Source organism: Frigoribacterium sp. Leaf44, assembly GCF_001421865.1.
Taxonomy (GTDB): domain Bacteria; phylum Actinomycetota; class Actinomycetes; order Actinomycetales; family Microbacteriaceae; genus Frigoribacterium.
Genome location: NZ_LMLG01000006.1, coordinates 595,642 through 612,974, shown reverse-complemented (window position 1 = coordinate 612,974; position 17,333 = coordinate 595,642). Strand labels below are relative to the sequence as shown.

Here is a 17,333-nt window from a genome sequence, read left to right as displayed (position 1 = left end):
GCGGCGGACGAGGAGGCGCGGGTGACGGTCACGGGCGGACGTCCTGTTCGTCGAGGGGCGCGTCGCCGAACGGCTCGACGTGGCCCGGGGTGGTCTCGGTGGTGGCCGGCGGGACGCGCAGTCGCATCACGACCGCGTCGACCCCGTCGGGCATGTAGTACCGCGGGCGGACGGCGATCCGCTCGAAGCCGAGCGTCTCGTAGAGGTGCTGTGCCCCGGGGTTGTCGGCCCGCACCTCGAGGAACACCTCGCGCACGCCGCCCTGACGGGCCTCGGTGAGCAGCTGGGTCAGCATCGCCCGCCCGAGCCCCTGCCCCTGGTGCTCCGCGAGCACGGCGATGGTCTGGACGTCGGCCTCGGGGGCCCCTCTCGGCGCCAGCATGCCCGCGTAACCGATGACGGTGGTGTCGTCCCCCTCGGCCGTCGCGACGAGGTACCGACCACCGGGGGCGGTGAGCTCGTGCGTCATGCTCGCCCGCGACCAGGCGTCGTTGACGAAGGTCGACGTCTCGATGGCCATGATGCCGTCGAGGTCGTCGAGGGTGGCCGTGCGCAACAGGACGCTCATCGCGTGACCGGCTTGGGACCGGCCGACGGGGTGACGTCGGGCTCGCGCAGGTACAACGGCTCGGCGTCGGCGAACGCGCGACCGTGCTCGAAGAGACGCTCGGCCAGCATGCCCAGGGCGGCCGCCGAGACCGTCGTCGCGTCGGGGTCGGTGCGCGGCCAGGACGAGGAGGCGCCGGTCGCCTCGTCGAGGTCGGCCGGCCTCACGAGGGCGGGGCCGGCCACGATCACGGGCAGGCCGTCGTCGTCGAGCCCCGACCACGCGCTGTACGCCACCTCGCGACGGCGGGCGTCGGTGACGACGACGAGCGGCGAGTCGACGGGCCCGCCGGCGGCGCCGACGGAGCGGCCGGCCGCCGCCGAGAGCCGCTCGAACGCGACGGCGTCGTGGCTGCCGACCGACAGGCACGGGACGCCGGCGCCGAAGGCGAAGGCGCGGGCGGCGGCGATGCCGACCCGCAGGCCCGTGAAGGGGCCGGGGCCGCGACCGGCGACCACGGCGGAGAGCTCGGACGGGGTCACGCCGGCCTCGCGCAGGGCGTCGTCGATCAGGCGGCCGATCACCTCGGCGTGACGCCGGGTGTCGGCGACCGTGTGCTCGGCGAGCACGCCGCCGTCACGGTCGACGACGGCGACGGACGAGCCGGCTGAGGTGTCGATGGCCAGGATCACGGGGTCAATCGTAGGCGGTGTCGGGAAGCCGACCCGCGCCTCCTGACGGGTGACGGAGCCCGGCCGGGGCCGGGCTCCGTCGGGTCGGTCAGAAGGCGCCGATGCGGCGCGCCGTCCCGGGCTGTCCGAGGAGCGCGGCGATGTCGGACGGCAGGGCCGACACGATGCCGAGCGACGAGGTCAGCAGGCTCGTCATGCCGCCGAGGTCGAGCACGGACGACGTCTCGACGTTGCGCCACGACGAGTTCTTGACCGAGAGCGCCGACACGGTGTCGAACCGGGTCACCGTCTTGTTGTCACCGGCCCCCCAGCCGACCAGGGTGGCCTGGGCCGTCGTGCGGCGCTGGTTGAACGCGTTGCCGGTCACCGTGACGCCCATCGAGTCGGCCGAGCGGTTGGTCTTCGAGTCGAGGACGTAGACCTGGTAGTACCCGCCGCTGCCGAAGGCGTTGTTCGCGATGGTGATCTTGCCCGTGACCCAGCTCATGGTCGGGTCCGGGATGGGCCGACGACGGTCCTGACCGGTGGCCGCCGTGGCCTGACGACGCTCGTCCTGCAGCACCTTGACTCCGAACTGGCTGAAGCCGCCGACGGAGTTGTTGTAGACCCGCACGTCGTCGGTACCGATGATCTGGATGCCCGTCTTGCCGCCGGTGACGGTGTTGCCCGCGACGACGGCCTTGCTCGAGAGCTCGAGCTGGATGCCCGTCCACTCGTTGTCGACGACCGTGTTGCCCACGACCTTCGAGTCGTACACGGACTCGTCGAGCCACAGGCCCGAGCTGTAGTTGCGGCTGACGTCGTTGTTGGAGACGGTCACGCCGCGCGACCGCGTGATCTTCACTCCGCCCGAGACGGGGGTCTCCTTGAATCGCTGCCAGTTGTTCTCGCGGACCACCGAATCGGACAGCGACATGTCGTAGGACGCGTTGGCGCCGATGCCCAGCATGCCGTTGTGCTCGACCGTCAGCCGGCGCAGGGTGCCGCCGTTGTTCTCGAGGTTCACGCCGATCATGGCGTTCTCGACGACGACGAGGTCCTGCGCGGTGGCGCCGGTGTTGCCGAGGCGGATCGTGCCCCGGTCGGAGTCGAGGGTCGCGTAGCGGCGCACGCCGAAGCCCTGCAGCGTCGTGTCCGGCGCCTGCACCCAGATGGCCTGCTGCTTGTTGCTGATGCGCAGCTCGTGCCCCGAGGGGTCGCTGCCGATCAGCACCCGTCCACCGGCGGGGTCCGGAGCGAAGGTGCCGGGGGCCAGCTTGTCGGGCGTGACCTGCGTCAGCTGCACGCCGTCGAGGAAGACCTGGTCGGGACGCCCGGCGAGGGGGAACGACGGCGACAGGAAGCGCGGGTTGTCGGCGATGCCGAGCAGTGCGGACGACGGGAACGACGTCCACGGGGTGCTCCACCCCGAACCCGAGCGCTGCCAGGACGAGACGGGCACGGACCCGTCGAGCCAGACGGCCTCCTTCGGGTAGGCCTGGATCGTCAGCGGCTTGTTGAACGGCACGACGACGCTCTCGTTGTAGCTGCCGGCCCGCAGGACGACGGTCCCGCCGGCCTTGGCCTTCGCGACGGCGGCACCGAGGGTGCGGAACGGGGCGGCCTGGCTGCCGGCCGCCGAGTCGTTGCCGCCCGGCGCCACGAAGAGGGCGCCGGAGGGAACGGCGTACGACGCCGAACCGACGGGCACCGAACCGCGCGTCGGGGTCGGGTCGGGGGTGGGGGTGGGTGCCGGCGCGGGGGCCGGCGTCGGTGCGGGGGCCGGCGTCGGGGTCGGTGTGGGGACGGGCACCGGGACCGGCACGGCGTCCTGGGGCGACTGGACGACAGAGAGGTCGTCGAAGGTCGTGGTGGTCACCGTCTTGTTCGACGAGCTCGAGTACTGCCAGAGCCCGACGGCGCCGGGCTTGGCGATGCGATCGGCGGCGGTGTCCGACGACGACAGCTGCCAGCCGGGCTCGGTCGTGCCGGCGGCCCAGCCCTTGCCCTGCAGGCTCACCGACCCCGTGCCGACGGCGCGGAAGGCGACCGAGACGGCCGAGCCCTTCGTCACGCCCGACGGGAGGGCGACCCGGCCGAGATCCTTCTCGCCGGACTTGCCGATCTTCGTGATGGCGAGGGCGACCGTCCCCGAAGAGCCCTGCTCGAGACGCCCACGGTAGGCCGAACCGTCGCTCTGACGGCGCAGCTCCCACCCCTGGTAGAAACCCCCGGTGGTCTGCGGCAGGCGAATGGTCTCGCGCACCTCGACGTCCTGCACCGAGACCCCTGCGAGCGCGGCGGTCGCCGACCCTCCCGGCACGAGCCCGGTGATGGACGAGACCCCGCCACCCACGGCGAAGGTGGCCTTGGTGGGCCCCGACCAGGTCGTCCAGGTGCCTCCCTTGTCGGCGGCACCCCAGCCGCCCGCCGTCGTGCGACCCGAGGCGTCGGACGCGACGGTCGTGGCAGCCGCGGAGGCGCTGGTCGCGGGAACGAGGACGGCGGCGACGCAGGCCACCGCCATGGTCATGGCGCCGAGGACCGTCCGGGTGCGGTTCGGTGAGTCGAGCTGAGGCGCGGAGGCGTCGAGCATCGGCGCTCCTTTCGTCGGGGTGGAGTCCTGATGGATTCAGCACATGCCCCCAGGACGGGGGCTTGCGCGATCGGGGCTACGGCGAGTCGAGTCGGGACCTCGGCGAAGACAAGAACGAATCCTCATACATCTATGCGCGGTTGGCAAGGGCCCGTCAGCCCCCTTGGGGGTGCCCTCCGTGCGGGTGGCATCCCTCCGGGTGCCACCCGTCAGGGGTGTCCGGCCACCCACCGCCGTCGCCTAGAGTTCACGCATGACGCCCCTCGAAGCCGGCCCGAGGGCCTCGGCGACCCTGCGTCGAGGGGTCGCGCGCGCCTCCTCGTGGCGCCCGCCGACCCTCGGCGCTCCGAGCGGACGGGACGCCCCGCTCGAGGCGCGGGCGTGGGTACGCGGACTCGCGGCCGCCTGCCTCGTGCTGCTGGGCATGCGCTTCACCCTGCCGCAGAGCCTCCAGGTCGGCTTCGTGGTCGCGCTCGTCATGTTGCCGGTCTGGTGGGCCCACCTGCGTCGTCAGCACGGGGGCACGCTCTTCGTCGGGCTGGGCCTGCTGGCCACGGCCGCCGGACTGTGGCTGGGCGTCGCCAACGCCGCCGACCACGAGACCGACCCGACCGCGGTCATCCCCGGGACGGTGTTCCTCGTGGGCACCGTCTTCAGCGTCGGCCTGTTCGTCTGGGGTCGCGACGTCCTCACGTCTCCTCGCGCCGCCCTCTGGTTCGGCATCGGGCTGGCGCTCGGATTCACCCCCGACACCACACTGTTCGCCACGAACCCCTGGAAGTTCGGCTTCGCGCTGCCCGTGACCGTGATCCTGCTCGCCCTCGCCGCCCGGTTCGGCCGCCGATGGGAACTCGGCGCCCTCACGGTGCTCATCGTGGTCGCAGCACTGAACGACTCGCGCTCGGCCTTCGGGCTGCTGCTGCTGGCCGCACTGCTGGTCTTCGCGCAGATCGCGATCGTCCGCCCGCACCGGAGACCGTCGGCGGTCGCCGTCGTCCTCGGACTGGGCGGACTCGGGGTGGCGGTCTACCAGCTGGGACAGGCCCTCATCCTCGACGGCTACCTCGGTGTGACGACGCAGGCCCGCAGCCTCGAACAATTGCGGCAGTCGGGGTCGTTGATCCTCGGCGGACGACCCGAACTCGCGGCCACCGTCGGCCTCATGGAGCACCACCCGTGGGGCTTCGGCACCGGTTCCGTGCCGACCCCCGAAGACGTGCAGGTCGCGAAAGAGGGCATGAACGCCATCGGCTACCAGCCGAACAACGGCTACGTCGAACGCTTCATGTTCGGCGGCCACGTCGAACTGCACTCGGTGTTCGGAGACCTCTGGGCCCAGTCCGGCATCGTCGGCCTGCTGCTCGTCGCCACCGCGATCGTCGTGCTCGCGGTCGGCGTGGTCCGTCGCCTCGCCGACGGGACGGCCAGCGGACTGCTGCTCTACGCCGCATCGCAGAGCGTCTGGAACGTCTTCTTCGCGCCGTTCTACACGTCGTTCCCGACGCTCGTGCTCGCCCTCGCCCTCGCGTTCCTCCCCCGCCCCGAACCAGGAGTGCCTCATGTCGCCAGAAGGTGAACCGACCACCGGGTCGACCCCCGCCACCCCCCGCCGACGCCGTCTGATCGTCACCGTGGCGGTCGGCGTCGTCGTCGTGGTCGCCGTGGTGGTCGCCCTCGTGCTCACCGGCCGCGGTGACGGCGGACCCTCCACGGACGACACGGCCTCGACCTCGCAGCCGACCGGTGATGCGCCGGGTTCCCCGGCGGACCCTTCGTCCACGGACGCGCCGACGTCGACCACGCCGCCGGCCGCGGGCCCCGACACACCCGAGTCACCACCCGTCGGCCTCGACGAGTCGCCCACCGTCGTCGACGGGGTGACGGTCCGGGTGAAAAGCCTCGACGGAGTCGACGGCGAGGCCGTCTTGCCCGGCGAGGTGTCGGGCCCCGCGGTTCGAGCGGAGCTCGAGGTGTACAACGGCTCGGCCGCCCCCGTCGATCTGTCGACCGTCGTCGTCAACCTGGCCTACGGCACCGGCCGGACGCCGGCCAACACGTTCTCGACCGGGACTTCTTCGTTCCCGGCGTCGGTCGCGGCCGGCACCACCGCCACGGGCGTCTACGTGTTCTCCGTGCCCGCCGACGCGCAGGACGACCTCCGGCTGACCTTCGACTACGCCGTCGACGTGCCGGTCGTCGTCTTCGAGGGATCGACCTCGTAGTACTCCTGTACCCACAACGGGGGCCACTGTCCCCCCTTGGGGGGACCTTATAGTCGTCAAGCCATCGGTACCCGAATGCCGATGACGCCTACCCGACCCGAATGAGGCTCCCCCATGGGAAGAACCGTCTCGTCGCGCCTTCGCCTACCCGCGATCGTCGCTGCGTCCGCCGTGCTCCTGTCCGTCCTGATCGGAGTCCAGCCCGCCCAGGCCGACTCCGCACCCGCCGACCCGACGGCGCCGTCGACCCCGGCGACCGTCACGGCCGATGCGTTGCCCACGCCGCAGATCGACGGCTCGGTCTTCTCTCAGGTCATCGTGGGCAACACGGTCTACGCGGCCGGCAAGTTCACCAAGGCGCGCCCGGCCGGCTCGGCGCCCGGCGTCAACGAGGTCCCCCGCAGCTACCTGCTGGCGTACGACATCACCACGGGAGCCCTCTCGACGACCTTCGCCCCGGTCATCGACGGCCAGGTCAAGGCCCTCGCCGCCTCCCCCGACGGCAAGCGCCTCTACATCGGTGGCGCCTTCACCAAGGTCAACGGCGTCAACAAGTACCGCCTCGCCGCTCTCGACCCGACCACGGGCGCCCTCGTGACCAGCTGGAACCCCGGTACCAACGCGACGGTCAACGCCATCGCCGCCGTCGGCCCGAACGTCTACGTCGCCGGCGTCTTCTCGAGCATCGGCAAGGACACGCGCACCAAGGCCGCCGCCGTGACGGCGGCCAACGGCACCAACCTGCCGTGGGCACCCCAGATCGCCGGCGGTGACGTGCTGGCCCTCGTCGCGAGCCCGGACGGGTCGAAGATCGTGCTCGGCGGGTCGTTCAACTCGGTCAACGGTTCGTCGCAGCCCGGCTACGGTCTCGCCATGGTCGACCCGACCTCCGCGGCGAACCTGCCGTTCCAGGCCAACGACGTCATCCGCAACGGCGGCGGCCAGGCCGCGATCTACAGCTTGAGCGCCACGGCGAACGGCGTCTACGGCTCGGGCTACACCTTCGGTGGCGGCGGCCGTCTCGAGGGTGCCTTCAAGTCGACCTGGGCCGGCGACCTCGTCTGGGTCGAGGACTGCCACGGCGACACCTACTCGGTCGCCGCGAACAGCACGGCCGTCTACATCGCAGGACACCCGCACTACTGCGGCAACATCGGCGGCCAGCCGCAGACCAACCCGTGGACCTTCCAGCGGGCGATGGCCTTCAGCGACTCGGCGACCCAGACCGTCACCAACGACCCCATGGGCTACTACAACTTCGCGGGCAACCCGGCCCCGAGCATCCTCAACTGGTTCCCCGACTTCGGCACCGGCAGCTACACCGGCCAGAACCAGGGGCCGTGGAGCGTCGCCGCCAACGACAAGTACGTGGTCTACGGCGGGGAGTTCCCGACGGTCAACGGCAAGGCCCAGTACGGCCTGACCCGCTTCGCCGTGTCGAGCATCGCTCCGAACAAGGAGGGCCCGGTGTACTCGGGTGCCCTGTTCAAGCCCACCCTCGTCTCGCTCGAGTCCGGCAGCGTCCGGGTCGCGTGGCAGTCCAACTGGGACCGCGACAACGCCAACCTGGCCTACCAGGTCTACCGCGACGGCAACCTCACGACGCCGGTCTACTCGACGACCACGCCCTCGACCTTCTGGAAGCGACCCTCCATCGGCTTCGTCGACAAGGGGCTCACGCCGGGCAGCACGCACGAGTACCGGGTGCGCGCCACCGACCCGCTCGGCAACACCGTCCTCGGTGACACCGTGTCGGTGACCGTCTCGACCACCGCCCCCTCGCCCTACCAGCAGCGAGTGGCCGGCGACGGGGCCACGTCCTTCTGGCGCCTGGGCGAGAAGAGCGGCTCGACCGTCTACGACTCGATCGCCTTCGACGACCAGCAGGCCCAGGCCGGCGTGACGCGCGGGGCCACCGGCCAGGCGTCGACCGACTCGGACGGCTCGAGCACCTTCTCGGGCACCGACACCGGGCTCTCGTCGACCACCTCGGCGATCACCGGACCGCAGACCTTCTCCGTCGAGGCATGGTTCCGCACCACGTCGACGACCGGAGGCAAGATCGTCGGCTTCGGGAACTCGAACACGGGCGCCTCGAACTCGTACGACCGCCACCTCTACATGGACCCCCGGGGCCGTGTCTCGTTCGGCGTGTACCCGAACGCCAGCCGCATCATCACGAGCCCGACCGCCCTGAACGACGGCCAGTGGCACCAGGTGGTCGGCACGTTGAGCTCGGCCGGTCAGTCGTTCTACGTCGACGGCAAGAAGATCGCGACGGATGCCGGGACGACCAGCGCCCAGGACTACACGGGCTACTGGCGCATCGGTGGCGACAACAACTGGGACGGTGCTCCGTACTTCCAGGGCGACATCGACGACGTGTCCGTGTACCCGAAGGCCCTGAGCCCCCAGCAGGTCGACGGCCAGTGGGTCGCCTCGGGACGCACGAGCAAGCTTCCGACCTCGCCCGCCGACGCCTACGGCGCCCGCGTGTTCCAGGACGACCCCGAGGCGTACTTCCGTCTCGACGGTGACTCGACCGCCGTCGCGACGGATTCCTCCCCCATCGGCACGAACGGCGTCTCCACCGGCGGCCTGACGACCGGCGGCCCCTCGGCCGTCGGCGGCACCGGACGGTCGGCGACCTTCAACGGGCAGGACGCCGGCGTGGCCACCACCACCTCGTACGACTCGCCCAACACCTACACGCTCGAGACCTGGTTCAACACGACGACGACCTCGGGCGGCAAGCTGATCGGCTTCGGCAGCCAGCAGACCGGCTACAGCGGCAACTACGACCGCCACGTCTACATGGAGCAGGACGGGCGACTGCAGTTCGGCAACTGGACCGGTCGGATGAACCTCGCGAGCAGCACCGCGAGCTACAACGACGGCCGGTGGCACCACGTGGTCGCCACGCAGGGCTCCGACGGGATGAAGCTCTACGTGGACGGCGCCCAGGTCGGGTCGAACCCGACCACCGCCTCGGACGGCTACCGCGGGTACTGGCGCCTCGGCGGCGACAGCTCGTGGAACTCGGGCTCGGGTTACTGGGCCGGCAGCCTCGACGAGGCCGCGGTCTACGCGCGCCCCCTCGACGCCACGACGATCGCCCAGCACTACGCACTCGGCACGAACAAGCCGAACGCGGCTCCCGTGGCCGCCTTCTCGTCGGCGACCACCGGCCTCGGAGTCGCCTTCGACGGCGGCGCCTCGGCCGACAGCGACGGCTCGGTCGCCTCGTACGCCTGGGACTTCGGCGACGGCAGCGCCGTGGCGTCGGAGGTCGCACCCACGCACACCTACGCCGCGGGCGGCACGTACACGGTCACGTTGACCGTGACCGACGACCGGGGTGCCGTCGGCACCTCGACCGCGACCGTCACGGTGACGCCGCCCCGCGTCAACGCGACGCCCACCGCCTCCTTCACCTCGACCGTGGACCACCTCGCCGTCGCGGTCGACGGGACGGCCTCGTCCGACGCCGACGGCGCCATCGCGTCGTACCGCTGGGACTTCGGTGACGGCACGATCGCAGCCACCGGATCGACCACCGGCCACACCTACGCCGCGGCCGGCACCTACACCGTGACCCTCACGGTCACCGACGGCGAAGGCGCCACCGGCACCTCGACCGGGACGGTCACCGTCGCCCCGGCCCCGCCGGTGAACGTCGCCCCCACGGCGTCGTTCACGAGCGCCGCGACGGGTCTGGCGGTGTCGACCGACGGGTCGGCCTCCACCGATCCCGACGGCACCGTGACCGGCTACGCCTGGTCGTTCGGTGACGGCGGCTCGGCCACCGGGAAGACCGCCTCGCACTCGTACGCGGCGGCCGGCACGTACACCGTGACCCTCACGGTCACCGACGACAAGGGCGCCACCGGCACCTCGACGGGCACCGTGACGGTCGCGCCGATCCCGAACGCGACCCCGACGGCGGCGTTCACGACCGCGACCGACAAGCTCTCGGTCTCCACCGACGGACGCGCCTCGAGCGACTCCGACGGCACCGTCGCCGCCTACGCCTGGGACTTCGGCGACGGCGGCACGGCGACCGGCAGCACGGCGAAGCACGACTACGCCACCGGCGGCACATACACGGTGACCCTCGTCGTGACCGACGACAAGGGCGCCACGGGGACCCGCACCTCCACGGTGACGGTCACCGCGCCTCCCGTCGTCACCGCGATCGCGCAGGACGGCTTCGGCCGCTCGGCGACGAACGGTTGGGGATCGGCCGACGTCGGCGGCGCCTGGACGCGCACCGGCCAGGCCTCGCAGTACTCGGTCGTCAACGGCGTCGGCACCCAGTACCTGGGTGCCGCGGGCTGGAGCACCTCGATGGCCCTCACCGGCGTCAACACGACCGACAGCGACCTGCGCACCAGCGTCAGCCTCGACAAGGCGGCGACCGGAGGCGGCACGTACGTCTACGTCACGGGCCGCAAGGTGGCGACGAACTCCGAGTACCGCGCGACCCTGCGCTACCGCTCGGACGGACGCGTCGTCGTCGCGCTCAACGCCTACAAGGGCACGTCGACGAACGTCACCCTGGTGAACGAGACGCTGGTGCCGGGCACGGTCACGCCGAGCGCCAAGGTCAACGTCCGCCTCGAGGTCAGCGGCTCCGGCACGACGACGATCCGGGCGAAGGCCTGGCTCGACGGCACGACCGAGCCCACCGCGTGGACCGTCTCGACGACCGACACGTTCGCCGGCCTGCAGGCCCCCGGCTCGGTGGCCCTCGCCGCCTACGCCTCGGGCTCCGCGACCAACGCCCCGCAGACGGTCTCGTTCGACGACCTGAGCGTCTTCAAGCCGTGACCGACGCCGCCCCGGAGCACGCGAGCAGGCTCGTCGTCCAGCAGTCGTTCCCGCGACCGCGACCGACGACGAACCCCTACCTCGTGATGCTCCGGGACGCCGTCGGCGCGGTGCCCGGGGTCGAGGTGCGCACCTTCGACTGGAAGGGCGCCCTGCTCGGACATTACGACGTGTTCCACGTGCACTGGCCCGAGATCCTCGTCTCGGGGCAGAGCCCGCTCAAGGCGCTCGTGCGTCAGGCGTTGACCGTCGCCCTGGTGACGAAGCTGCGACTGACGCGAACCCCGATCGTCCGCACCGAGCACAACCTCGAGCTGCCGAGCGGCATCTCCCGCCGCGAGCGCGTCCTGTTGCGCTGGATCGAGCGACGCACCGCGCTCTGGGTGCGGCTGAACGACGAGACGCCCGAGCACGCCGACGCCCTCGGCGCGCTCATCCCCCACGGCCACTACGTCGACTGGTTCGCCCGCTGGCCCTGGCCGTCGCGCGAGGCCGGCCGGGTGTCGTACTTCGGCTTCATCCGCCGCTACAAAGGGGTCGACGGCCTCCTCCGGGCCTTCCGCGACGTCCGCGGGGACGACCGTCGACTGCACGCCGCCGGCAAGCCCTCGACCCCCGAGCTCGCCCACGGCCTCGAGCGGCTCGCGGCCGACGACCCCCGGGTCAGCCTCGACCTGCGGTTCCTCGACGACGAAGCCCTCATCGACGTGGTGCGCCGGGCCGAGCTCGTCGTGCTGCCCTACCGCGAGATGCACAACTCGGGCGGCGTGCTGACGGCGCTGTCGCTCGGCCGGCCGGTGCTCGTGCCCGCCAACGAGGTCAACGCCCGTCTGGCCGACGAGGTCGGCGCCGACTGGGTCCGGCAGTACGCCGACGACCTGGGCGCCGAGGACGTCGAGCACGCGCTCGACGCGGCTTCACGACTCGACGACGACGCCCGCCCCGACCTGTCGGCTCGCGACTGGGACCGTGCCGGCGAGGCGCACGTCGCGGCGTACCGTCGGGCGATCGCCGCCACCCGTGGTCGACGCCTCGTCGGCCGACGCCGGGCCCGTCCGTGAGGTCAGCCGTCGACGCGGCCGTACTCCCGGTACCCCGCGCCCCACGCGCCCGCCACCATGCCGGCACCCCGGGCCATCGTGCGGATGCCACGAGCGCGTTGCCCCAACGACCGGCGCCCGAGGGGGCGGGTCACCGTGCCGACCGCGTACCGGCCCAGCCCGCCGGCGACGCGCACGCCGCCCTTCGCCGACAGCCGGAGGCGCGTGGACAGTCGCGACGCCCCTCGCGCGGACAGCATCACCGAGGTGAGGCTCCAGCCGTTGCCGCTGCTGTAGGCGCGCTGCACGACCCAGCGCCGCGTGACGCGGTGCGCGGGGACGACGTCCGTGACGACCGCCTCGGCGCACCAGAGGATCGTCCCACCGCCCGCGACCAGACTGCGGGTGAACAGCGTGTCCTCGCCTCCGAGCTGGCCGAGCGCCACGTCGAAGGCGAGCCCCTGGCGGCGCACCTCGGCGAGGTCGAGCAACAGGTTGTTGGTCGCGGCGACGTCGACGTGCGTGCCGGTCGCGAGTCGACGGCGCACGAAGAAGCGTCCCTCGACGATGAAGGGCTCGGGCTCGACCTCGTACTCGCTGCGCACCGGGCCGACGACGGCCGCGGCACCGGTCCCGGCCTGGAGCGCGACCAGCCCACGCAGCCACTGGTCGGAGGGCCGCTCGTCGTCGTCGATGAAGACCAGCAGGTCGCCGTCGCCGCTCTCGGCGAGCGCCCTGTTGCGGGCCGACGCGATGCCCGGCGTGGCCTCGACGACGTAGTCCACCGTCACGGGTCCTGCGCCGTCACCGGGGTCGGCCGCCGCGAGCGCCGCCGCCTCGACGCGCTCGCGCCCCGACCCGCTCGCGTCGTTGTCGACGACGAGCACGCGCGCCTCGACGCCGAGCCCGTGGACGCTGCGGGCCTGCTCGACGAGCAGCGGCAGCACCGCGTCGAGATCGCGCGGTCGGCGGAAGGTCAGCACGGCGATGGTCAGGAGGCGCGGGGCGGTCGGGTCGGTCGTCACGGGCCCCAGCATGTCAGGTCGGTGACGGGCACCGGGTCGCTCACCGCGCCTCCTGCGGGTGGACGGGGGACGAACCGTGGGTGAGTCGCTCGCCGGCCTCTCGGTGGTCGTCGTCAACTACGGTTCGACCGACCTGCTGCGCCGGAACCTCGCACCCGTGTCACGGGCGACCGACGGCCTCGTCGTGGTCGTCGTCGACAACTGGTCGGGAGCGGCCGAGCGCGCCCGCGTGAGCGAGCTCGCTGCGGCCGAGGGCTGGCACCTCGTCGCGCCCGCCGGCAACGAGGGCTTCGGCACCGGGGTGAACCTCGGCGTCGCCCGGGCGCGCGAGGCCGGGGCGCGCCACCACGTGCTGCTCAACCCGGACGCCGTCGCGGACGCGGGGGCCCTCGCCGCCCTGCACCGCGCCTCCTCGTCCGACCCGATGACGATGAGCGCGCCGACCGTGCTGCGCCCCGACGGCAGCGTCTGGTCGGCCGGCAGCGACCTGTACCTCGACGACGGACGCATCCGGTCGAGACGGCGACGGTTGCCCGGCGCCCGCGTCGAGGAGTGGCTGAGCGGTGCCTGCCTCGTGCTGAGCGACGAGCTGTGGCAACGCTGCGGCGGCTTCGACGACGACTACTTCCTCTATTGGGAGGACGTCGACCTGTCCCGCCGCGTCGTGAGCGCAGGAGGCGCGCTGCGGCTGCTCGACGACGTCACCGTCGTCCACGCCGAGGGCGGCACGCAGACCGCCGGCGGGGCCGACCGGTCGGGGCAGGCCAAGTCGGCCGGGTACTACCGGTACAACATCCGCAACCGTCTGCTGTTCGCCGCGAAGCACCTCGGCGACGACGACCTGCGCCGGTGGCGACGCCTGACCCCGCGCATCGCGTGGGAGGTGCTGCTGCAGGGCGGGCGGCGCCAGTTCGTCCGATCACCGGGCACGCTGTTCGTCGGGCTGCGGGCCGTGCTGGAAGGGCGACGGACCGTGGCGACCGAACTGCGTCGACGACGAGCCCGATAGAGGGTTTGATAAATTTATCGACGGCCGACCCAGGCTCTGATAAATTTATCACCGTGCGATCTCCCCTCACCAACCCGTTCCAGGCGGGCTCCGACGTCGTCCCCGACGTCTGGGCCGGCCGAACCGAGCAGTTGAGCGACTGGCACCAGGTCCTGCGACCCCGCCGACGTGCGGGTCTGTACGAGACCGGACGGACGATCCTCGGCGAACCGGGCACCGGCAAGTCGAGTCTCGTCCGACGCATCGCCCGCGACGCCGCCGAGGCCGGCGACTGGGTCACGCCTCAGCTGCGCATGCCCACCGGGGCCGATCCCCTCAAGATCATCGCCTCCGCCGTCCTGCGACTGGCCGACCGCGCCGGGCTCCGCACCTCGACCCGGAGGGGCGTCCTCGACCTGCTCGCCAGGGTCGAGCAGGTGGCCGTGACCGGATTCTCGGTGACGACCCGCGGCGCCGACGGCCCCGAGCCGTTCACCGCCCTCTTCGAGCTCCTCGTCGAACTCGGCCAGGCGGCGATCGAGCAGGACGCCGTCGTGATGATCCACGTCGACGAGGTGCAGAACATCGGTGACGAGGCCGCCCTCTCGCAGCTCCTCATCGCCCTCGGCGACGCCCTGTCGCACGAGGTCGAGGTCAGCGTGCCCGGTGGAGGCACGGTGTCCCGCTACCTGCCCGTCGCCGTCTACCTCACGGGCCTGCCCGACTTCGAGGACATGGCGGGTGCCCGGAAAGGGGCGACCTTCGCCCGACGGTTCCGCACCATCACGCTCGGTCCCCTCGACGAGGGCGACATCCTCGAGGCACTCCAGCCCTTCGTGATCGCGGGGTGGGAGACCGCTGGCGACCACGGTGCCGTCGAGACCGTCCGCATGGACCCTGCAGCAGCGAGGGCGATCGCGGCCCTCAGCTGCGGAGAGCCCTTCCTGTTCCAGCTCGCCGGCCAGCGGGCGTGGAACGTCGCGACGGCCCCCGTCATCTCCGAGGAGGACGTCGTGGCCGGCTGGCGCGGAGCCGAGAGCGAGGCGTCGGCCCACGTCGAGCGCATCCTGAACCGCCTTCCCCCGCGTGAGCACGAGTTCTTGAGGGCGATGGCGTCGCTGCCCACCGCAGAACGCACCCTCAACGCGATCGCCGAGGCGATGGGCCTGGCCTCAGGTGCGCAGCTCGGGCCCACCTCGCAACGGCTCGACACGGTGCGTGGCGTGGTCAGCCGGGGCAAGCCGTACGCGTTCCGCAACCGCGCCGTCGAGGCCTACCTGACGACGGACTGGCCCCGGACCGCCTGAGCCCGACCAGGAGTCGCACCCCGGTGGGGGTCGGTGCCACCACGATCTCCGACCATCGGTCGATCCCCGGTGGCTGGGCGCTTCCTAAGCTCGACCCATGAGCACAGCCACCGCACGACCCGCGACCGCGACGCCCGCGACCGACGACGGCGACGGGACGGTGGGTGACCCGAGGCCGTCCCGGGCCCGTCGGCTCTGGGCGGGGTCGTGGCGCCTCGGCGTCGCCCTCCTGACGGGGCTGATCGCCTTCGCCGTGGTCTGGCCGTCGACCGACATGAGCGGCTGGAGCGACGCCCGGGTCGGGGCCAGCATCGTCGGTGACGTGCTCGCCGGGTCGGCCGCCCTCGGCCTCGTCCCCTTCCGCCACCGGGCACCGTTCGCCGTCACTCTCGTCGTCGTCGGCCTGGCGTCGTTCTCGACCCTCGCGGTCGGGGCCGCCGCCCTGGCCGTCGTGTCGCTGGCCACGCGCCGACGCTCCGGCGAGATCGTGGCCGCCGGTGTCGTGTTCGTCGGGGCCACGGTGGTCGCGGAACTCCTCGTGTTCCGCTCGTGGGAGGACGGGTGGTCCGCCGGGTGGGCGGCGGTCGCCCTGGCCGTCGTCGCCCTCGCCTACGCTCTCCTCGCTCTCGTCGGGGTGGTCGTCGGCTCCCGACGCGCCCTGATCGCCTCGCTGCGCGAGCGGGCCCTCCTCGTCGAACGCGACCAGGTGCTCCGCGAGGAGCGGGCCCGCGACGGAGAACGGGCCCACCTGGCCCGCGAGATGCACGACGTCCTCGGCCACCGGCTCTCCCTCGTCGCCCTCCACGCCGGGGCGCTCGAGTACCGGGGCCGCGACCTCGACCCCGACGAGACCGTCGCCGCCGCGGCCGTCGTCCGGGCCGAGGCCCACTCGGCGCTCTCCGACCTGCGGGACGTGCTGGGGGTGCTGCGCGACCCGGAGGCGGGCGGGGCCTCCGAGGTCACGGTCACCGCGCCTCCTCAACCCACGATGCGCGAGCTCGACGCCCTGGTCGAGGAGGCGCGGGAGGCCGGTTCTCCGGTCACGTCGGTGATCGACGACGCGGCCCGCTCGGCCGAGGTGCCGACCGCCGTCGGACGACACGCCTATCGCATCGTCCAGGAAGCCCTCACGAACGCCCGACGTCACGCTCCCGGGCAGCCGGTCCGGGTGACGGTGTCGGTCGAGGCGGCTCCGACGGACGTCGTCCGCATCCGCGTGACGAACCCCGCGCCCCACGGGCCGTCCGACGCCGCGAGAGGCGGCCACGGCCTCGCCGGGCTGGCCGAACGCGCCCGCCTGGTGGACGGCCGGTTCCGGGCGGGCTCCGACGGGGACGACTTCGTCGTCGAGGCCGACCTGCCGTGGACGCGATGACCGGCGGGCGTCCCGTCCGGGTCGTCGTGGTCGACGACGACGCCCTGGTGCGGTCGGGCCTGCGCCTCATCCTGGGCGGGCACGCCGACGTCGAGCTCGTCGGCGAGGCCGTGGACGGACTCGACGCCGGCGACGTCATCGCCCGCACGGTACCGGACGTCGTGCTGATGGACATCCGCATGCCGCGCTGCGACGGGCTCGAGGCGACCGAGCGCGAGTTGGCCCGACGGCCCGACCTGCGGGTGGTCGTGCTGACGACCTTCGAGGCCGACGACCTCGTGCTGGGGGCGTTGCAGCGCGGTGCCCGGGGGTTCCTCGTCAAGGACACCCCGCCGGCCGAACTCGTCGACGCCGTGCTCGCCGTCGCCCGCGGACGCTCGATCCTGTCGCCGACCGTGCTCGACCGCGTGATCGCCGCCGCCACCCGGGCCACCGGCCCGGACGAGGCCGGCTCGGCCGCCGACGCCCGGGCGAAACTGGCCCTCCTGACCGACCGCGAGAGGGAGGTGGCCGTCGCCGTGGCCGAGGGCGCCTCGAACGCCGAGATCGCTGCCGACCTCTTCGTCAGCGTCGCCACCGTCAAGACCCACGTCGGCCACGCCTACGACAAGCTCGACGTCGGCAACCGCGTGCAGCTGGCGCTCGTCGTCCGGGCGGCCCGACCCGACGCCACACGGCCCGTGTCCACCACGACCGACTAGCAGAGCGCGGGCGAGCCGTCCGAGCAGGCCG

General features: G+C 72.4%; 12 protein-coding genes. 8 read left to right on the top strand and 4 right to left on the bottom strand.

Annotated elements, in window-relative coordinates; translation table 11 throughout:
• Nucleotides 1–28 precede the first annotated feature (28 nt).
• The 3 genes from rimI to ASE87_RS11435 all read right to left on the bottom strand — a co-directional run bounded on the left by rimI (nt 29) and on the right by ASE87_RS11435 (nt 3,814).
• On the bottom strand, nt 29–568 hold the full coding sequence (gene rimI / locus ASE87_RS11445; RefSeq protein ID WP_056228584.1) for a ribosomal protein S18-alanine N-acetyltransferase: 540 nt from the start codon (nt 566–568) through the stop codon (nt 29–31).
• Nucleotides 565–1,239 carry a tRNA (adenosine(37)-N6)-threonylcarbamoyltransferase complex dimerization subunit type 1 TsaB gene (gene tsaB / locus ASE87_RS11440; RefSeq protein WP_056228582.1) on the bottom strand — a complete coding sequence of 225 codons (675 nt, stop codon included), beginning with the start codon at nt 1,237–1,239 and terminating at the stop codon, nt 565–567. The genes rimI and tsaB overlap by 4 nt, the downstream gene beginning before the upstream one ends.
• An 88-nt stretch (nt 1,240–1,327) precedes the next feature.
• Nucleotides 1,328–3,814, bottom strand: coding sequence for a right-handed parallel beta-helix repeat-containing protein (locus ASE87_RS11435; RefSeq protein WP_056228579.1), 2,487 nt, complete (start codon nt 3,812–3,814; stop codon nt 1,328–1,330).
• Nucleotides 3,815–4,067: 253 nt separating this feature from the next.
• On the opposite strand from ASE87_RS11435, the gene ASE87_RS11430 reads away from it, so the two are divergent.
• From ASE87_RS11430 to ASE87_RS11415, 4 genes are all read left to right on the top strand, one after another.
• Complete coding sequence (locus ASE87_RS11430; RefSeq protein WP_043593289.1) at nt 4,068–5,390, top strand: hypothetical protein; 1,323 nt, start codon at nt 4,068–4,070, stop codon at nt 5,388–5,390.
• Nucleotides 5,374–6,036, top strand: coding sequence for a hypothetical protein (locus ASE87_RS11425; RefSeq protein WP_043593291.1), 663 nt, complete (start codon nt 5,374–5,376; stop codon nt 6,034–6,036). Before ASE87_RS11430 ends, ASE87_RS11425 begins: the two co-directional genes overlap by 17 nt.
• A 114-nt stretch (nt 6,037–6,150) precedes the next feature.
• The gene (locus tag ASE87_RS11420; RefSeq protein WP_056228576.1) at nt 6,151–10,866 is read left to right on the top strand and encodes a PKD domain-containing protein; all 4,716 of its coding nucleotides are present in this window, start codon (nt 6,151–6,153) and stop codon (nt 10,864–10,866) included.
• Entirely contained in the window at nt 10,863–11,927 is a 1,065-nt protein-coding gene (locus tag ASE87_RS11415; RefSeq protein ID WP_056228573.1) for a glycosyltransferase, read from the top strand. Before ASE87_RS11420 ends, ASE87_RS11415 begins: the two co-directional genes overlap by 4 nt.
• Nucleotides 11,928–11,929: 2 nt before the next feature.
• Here the strand turns inward: ASE87_RS11415 and ASE87_RS11410 are convergent, their stop codons facing one another.
• Nucleotides 11,930–12,931, bottom strand: coding sequence for a glycosyltransferase family 2 protein (locus ASE87_RS11410; protein WP_235472286.1), 1,002 nt, complete (start codon nt 12,929–12,931; stop codon nt 11,930–11,932).
• 76 nt (nt 12,932–13,007) lie between these two features.
• Here ASE87_RS11410 and ASE87_RS11405 point away from each other — a divergent pair, with 76 nt between their 5' ends.
• The 4 genes from ASE87_RS11405 (at nt 13,008) to ASE87_RS11390 (ending at nt 17,302) form a co-directional block, all read left to right on the top strand.
• Nucleotides 13,008–13,940, top strand: coding sequence for a glycosyltransferase family 2 protein (locus ASE87_RS11405; RefSeq protein ID WP_157489836.1), 933 nt, complete (start codon nt 13,008–13,010; stop codon nt 13,938–13,940).
• 53 nt (nt 13,941–13,993) lie between these two features.
• Nucleotides 13,994–15,226, top strand: a complete 1,233-nt coding sequence (locus tag ASE87_RS11400) for an ATP-binding protein (RefSeq protein ID WP_056228568.1) — start codon at nt 13,994–13,996, stop codon at nt 15,224–15,226.
• A 97-nt stretch (nt 15,227–15,323) separates the two neighbouring features.
• Nucleotides 15,324–16,601 carry a sensor histidine kinase gene (locus ASE87_RS11395; protein ID WP_056228566.1) on the top strand — a complete coding sequence of 426 codons (1,278 nt, stop codon included), beginning with the start codon at nt 15,324–15,326 and terminating at the stop codon, nt 16,599–16,601.
• Nucleotides 16,598–17,302, top strand: a complete 705-nt coding sequence (locus ASE87_RS11390) for a response regulator transcription factor (protein WP_056229548.1) — start codon at nt 16,598–16,600, stop codon at nt 17,300–17,302. Before ASE87_RS11395 ends, ASE87_RS11390 begins: the two co-directional genes overlap by 4 nt.
• Nucleotides 17,303–17,333: the final 31 nt, after the last annotated feature.

Excerpts from the sequence above, each read along its gene's own strand:
- rimI (WP_056228584.1), bottom strand. The coding sequence starts at position 568 with ATGAGCGTCCTGTTGCGCACGGCCACCCTCGACGACCTCGACGGCATC.
- ASE87_RS11435 (WP_056228579.1), bottom strand. The coding sequence starts at position 3,814 with ATGCTCGACGCCTCCGCGCCTCAGCTCGACTCACCGAACCGCACCCGG.
- ASE87_RS11430 (WP_043593289.1), top strand. The coding sequence starts at position 4,068 with ATGACGCCCCTCGAAGCCGGCCCGAGGGCCTCGGCGACCCTGCGTCGA.
- ASE87_RS11425 (WP_043593291.1), top strand. The coding sequence starts at position 5,374 with ATGTCGCCAGAAGGTGAACCGACCACCGGGTCGACCCCCGCCACCCCC.
- ASE87_RS11420 (WP_056228576.1), top strand. The coding sequence starts at position 6,151 with ATGGGAAGAACCGTCTCGTCGCGCCTTCGCCTACCCGCGATCGTCGCT.
- ASE87_RS11395 (WP_056228566.1), top strand. The coding sequence starts at position 15,324 with ATGAGCACAGCCACCGCACGACCCGCGACCGCGACGCCCGCGACCGAC.
- ASE87_RS11390 (WP_056229548.1), top strand. The coding sequence starts at position 16,598 with ATGACCGGCGGGCGTCCCGTCCGGGTCGTCGTGGTCGACGACGACGCC.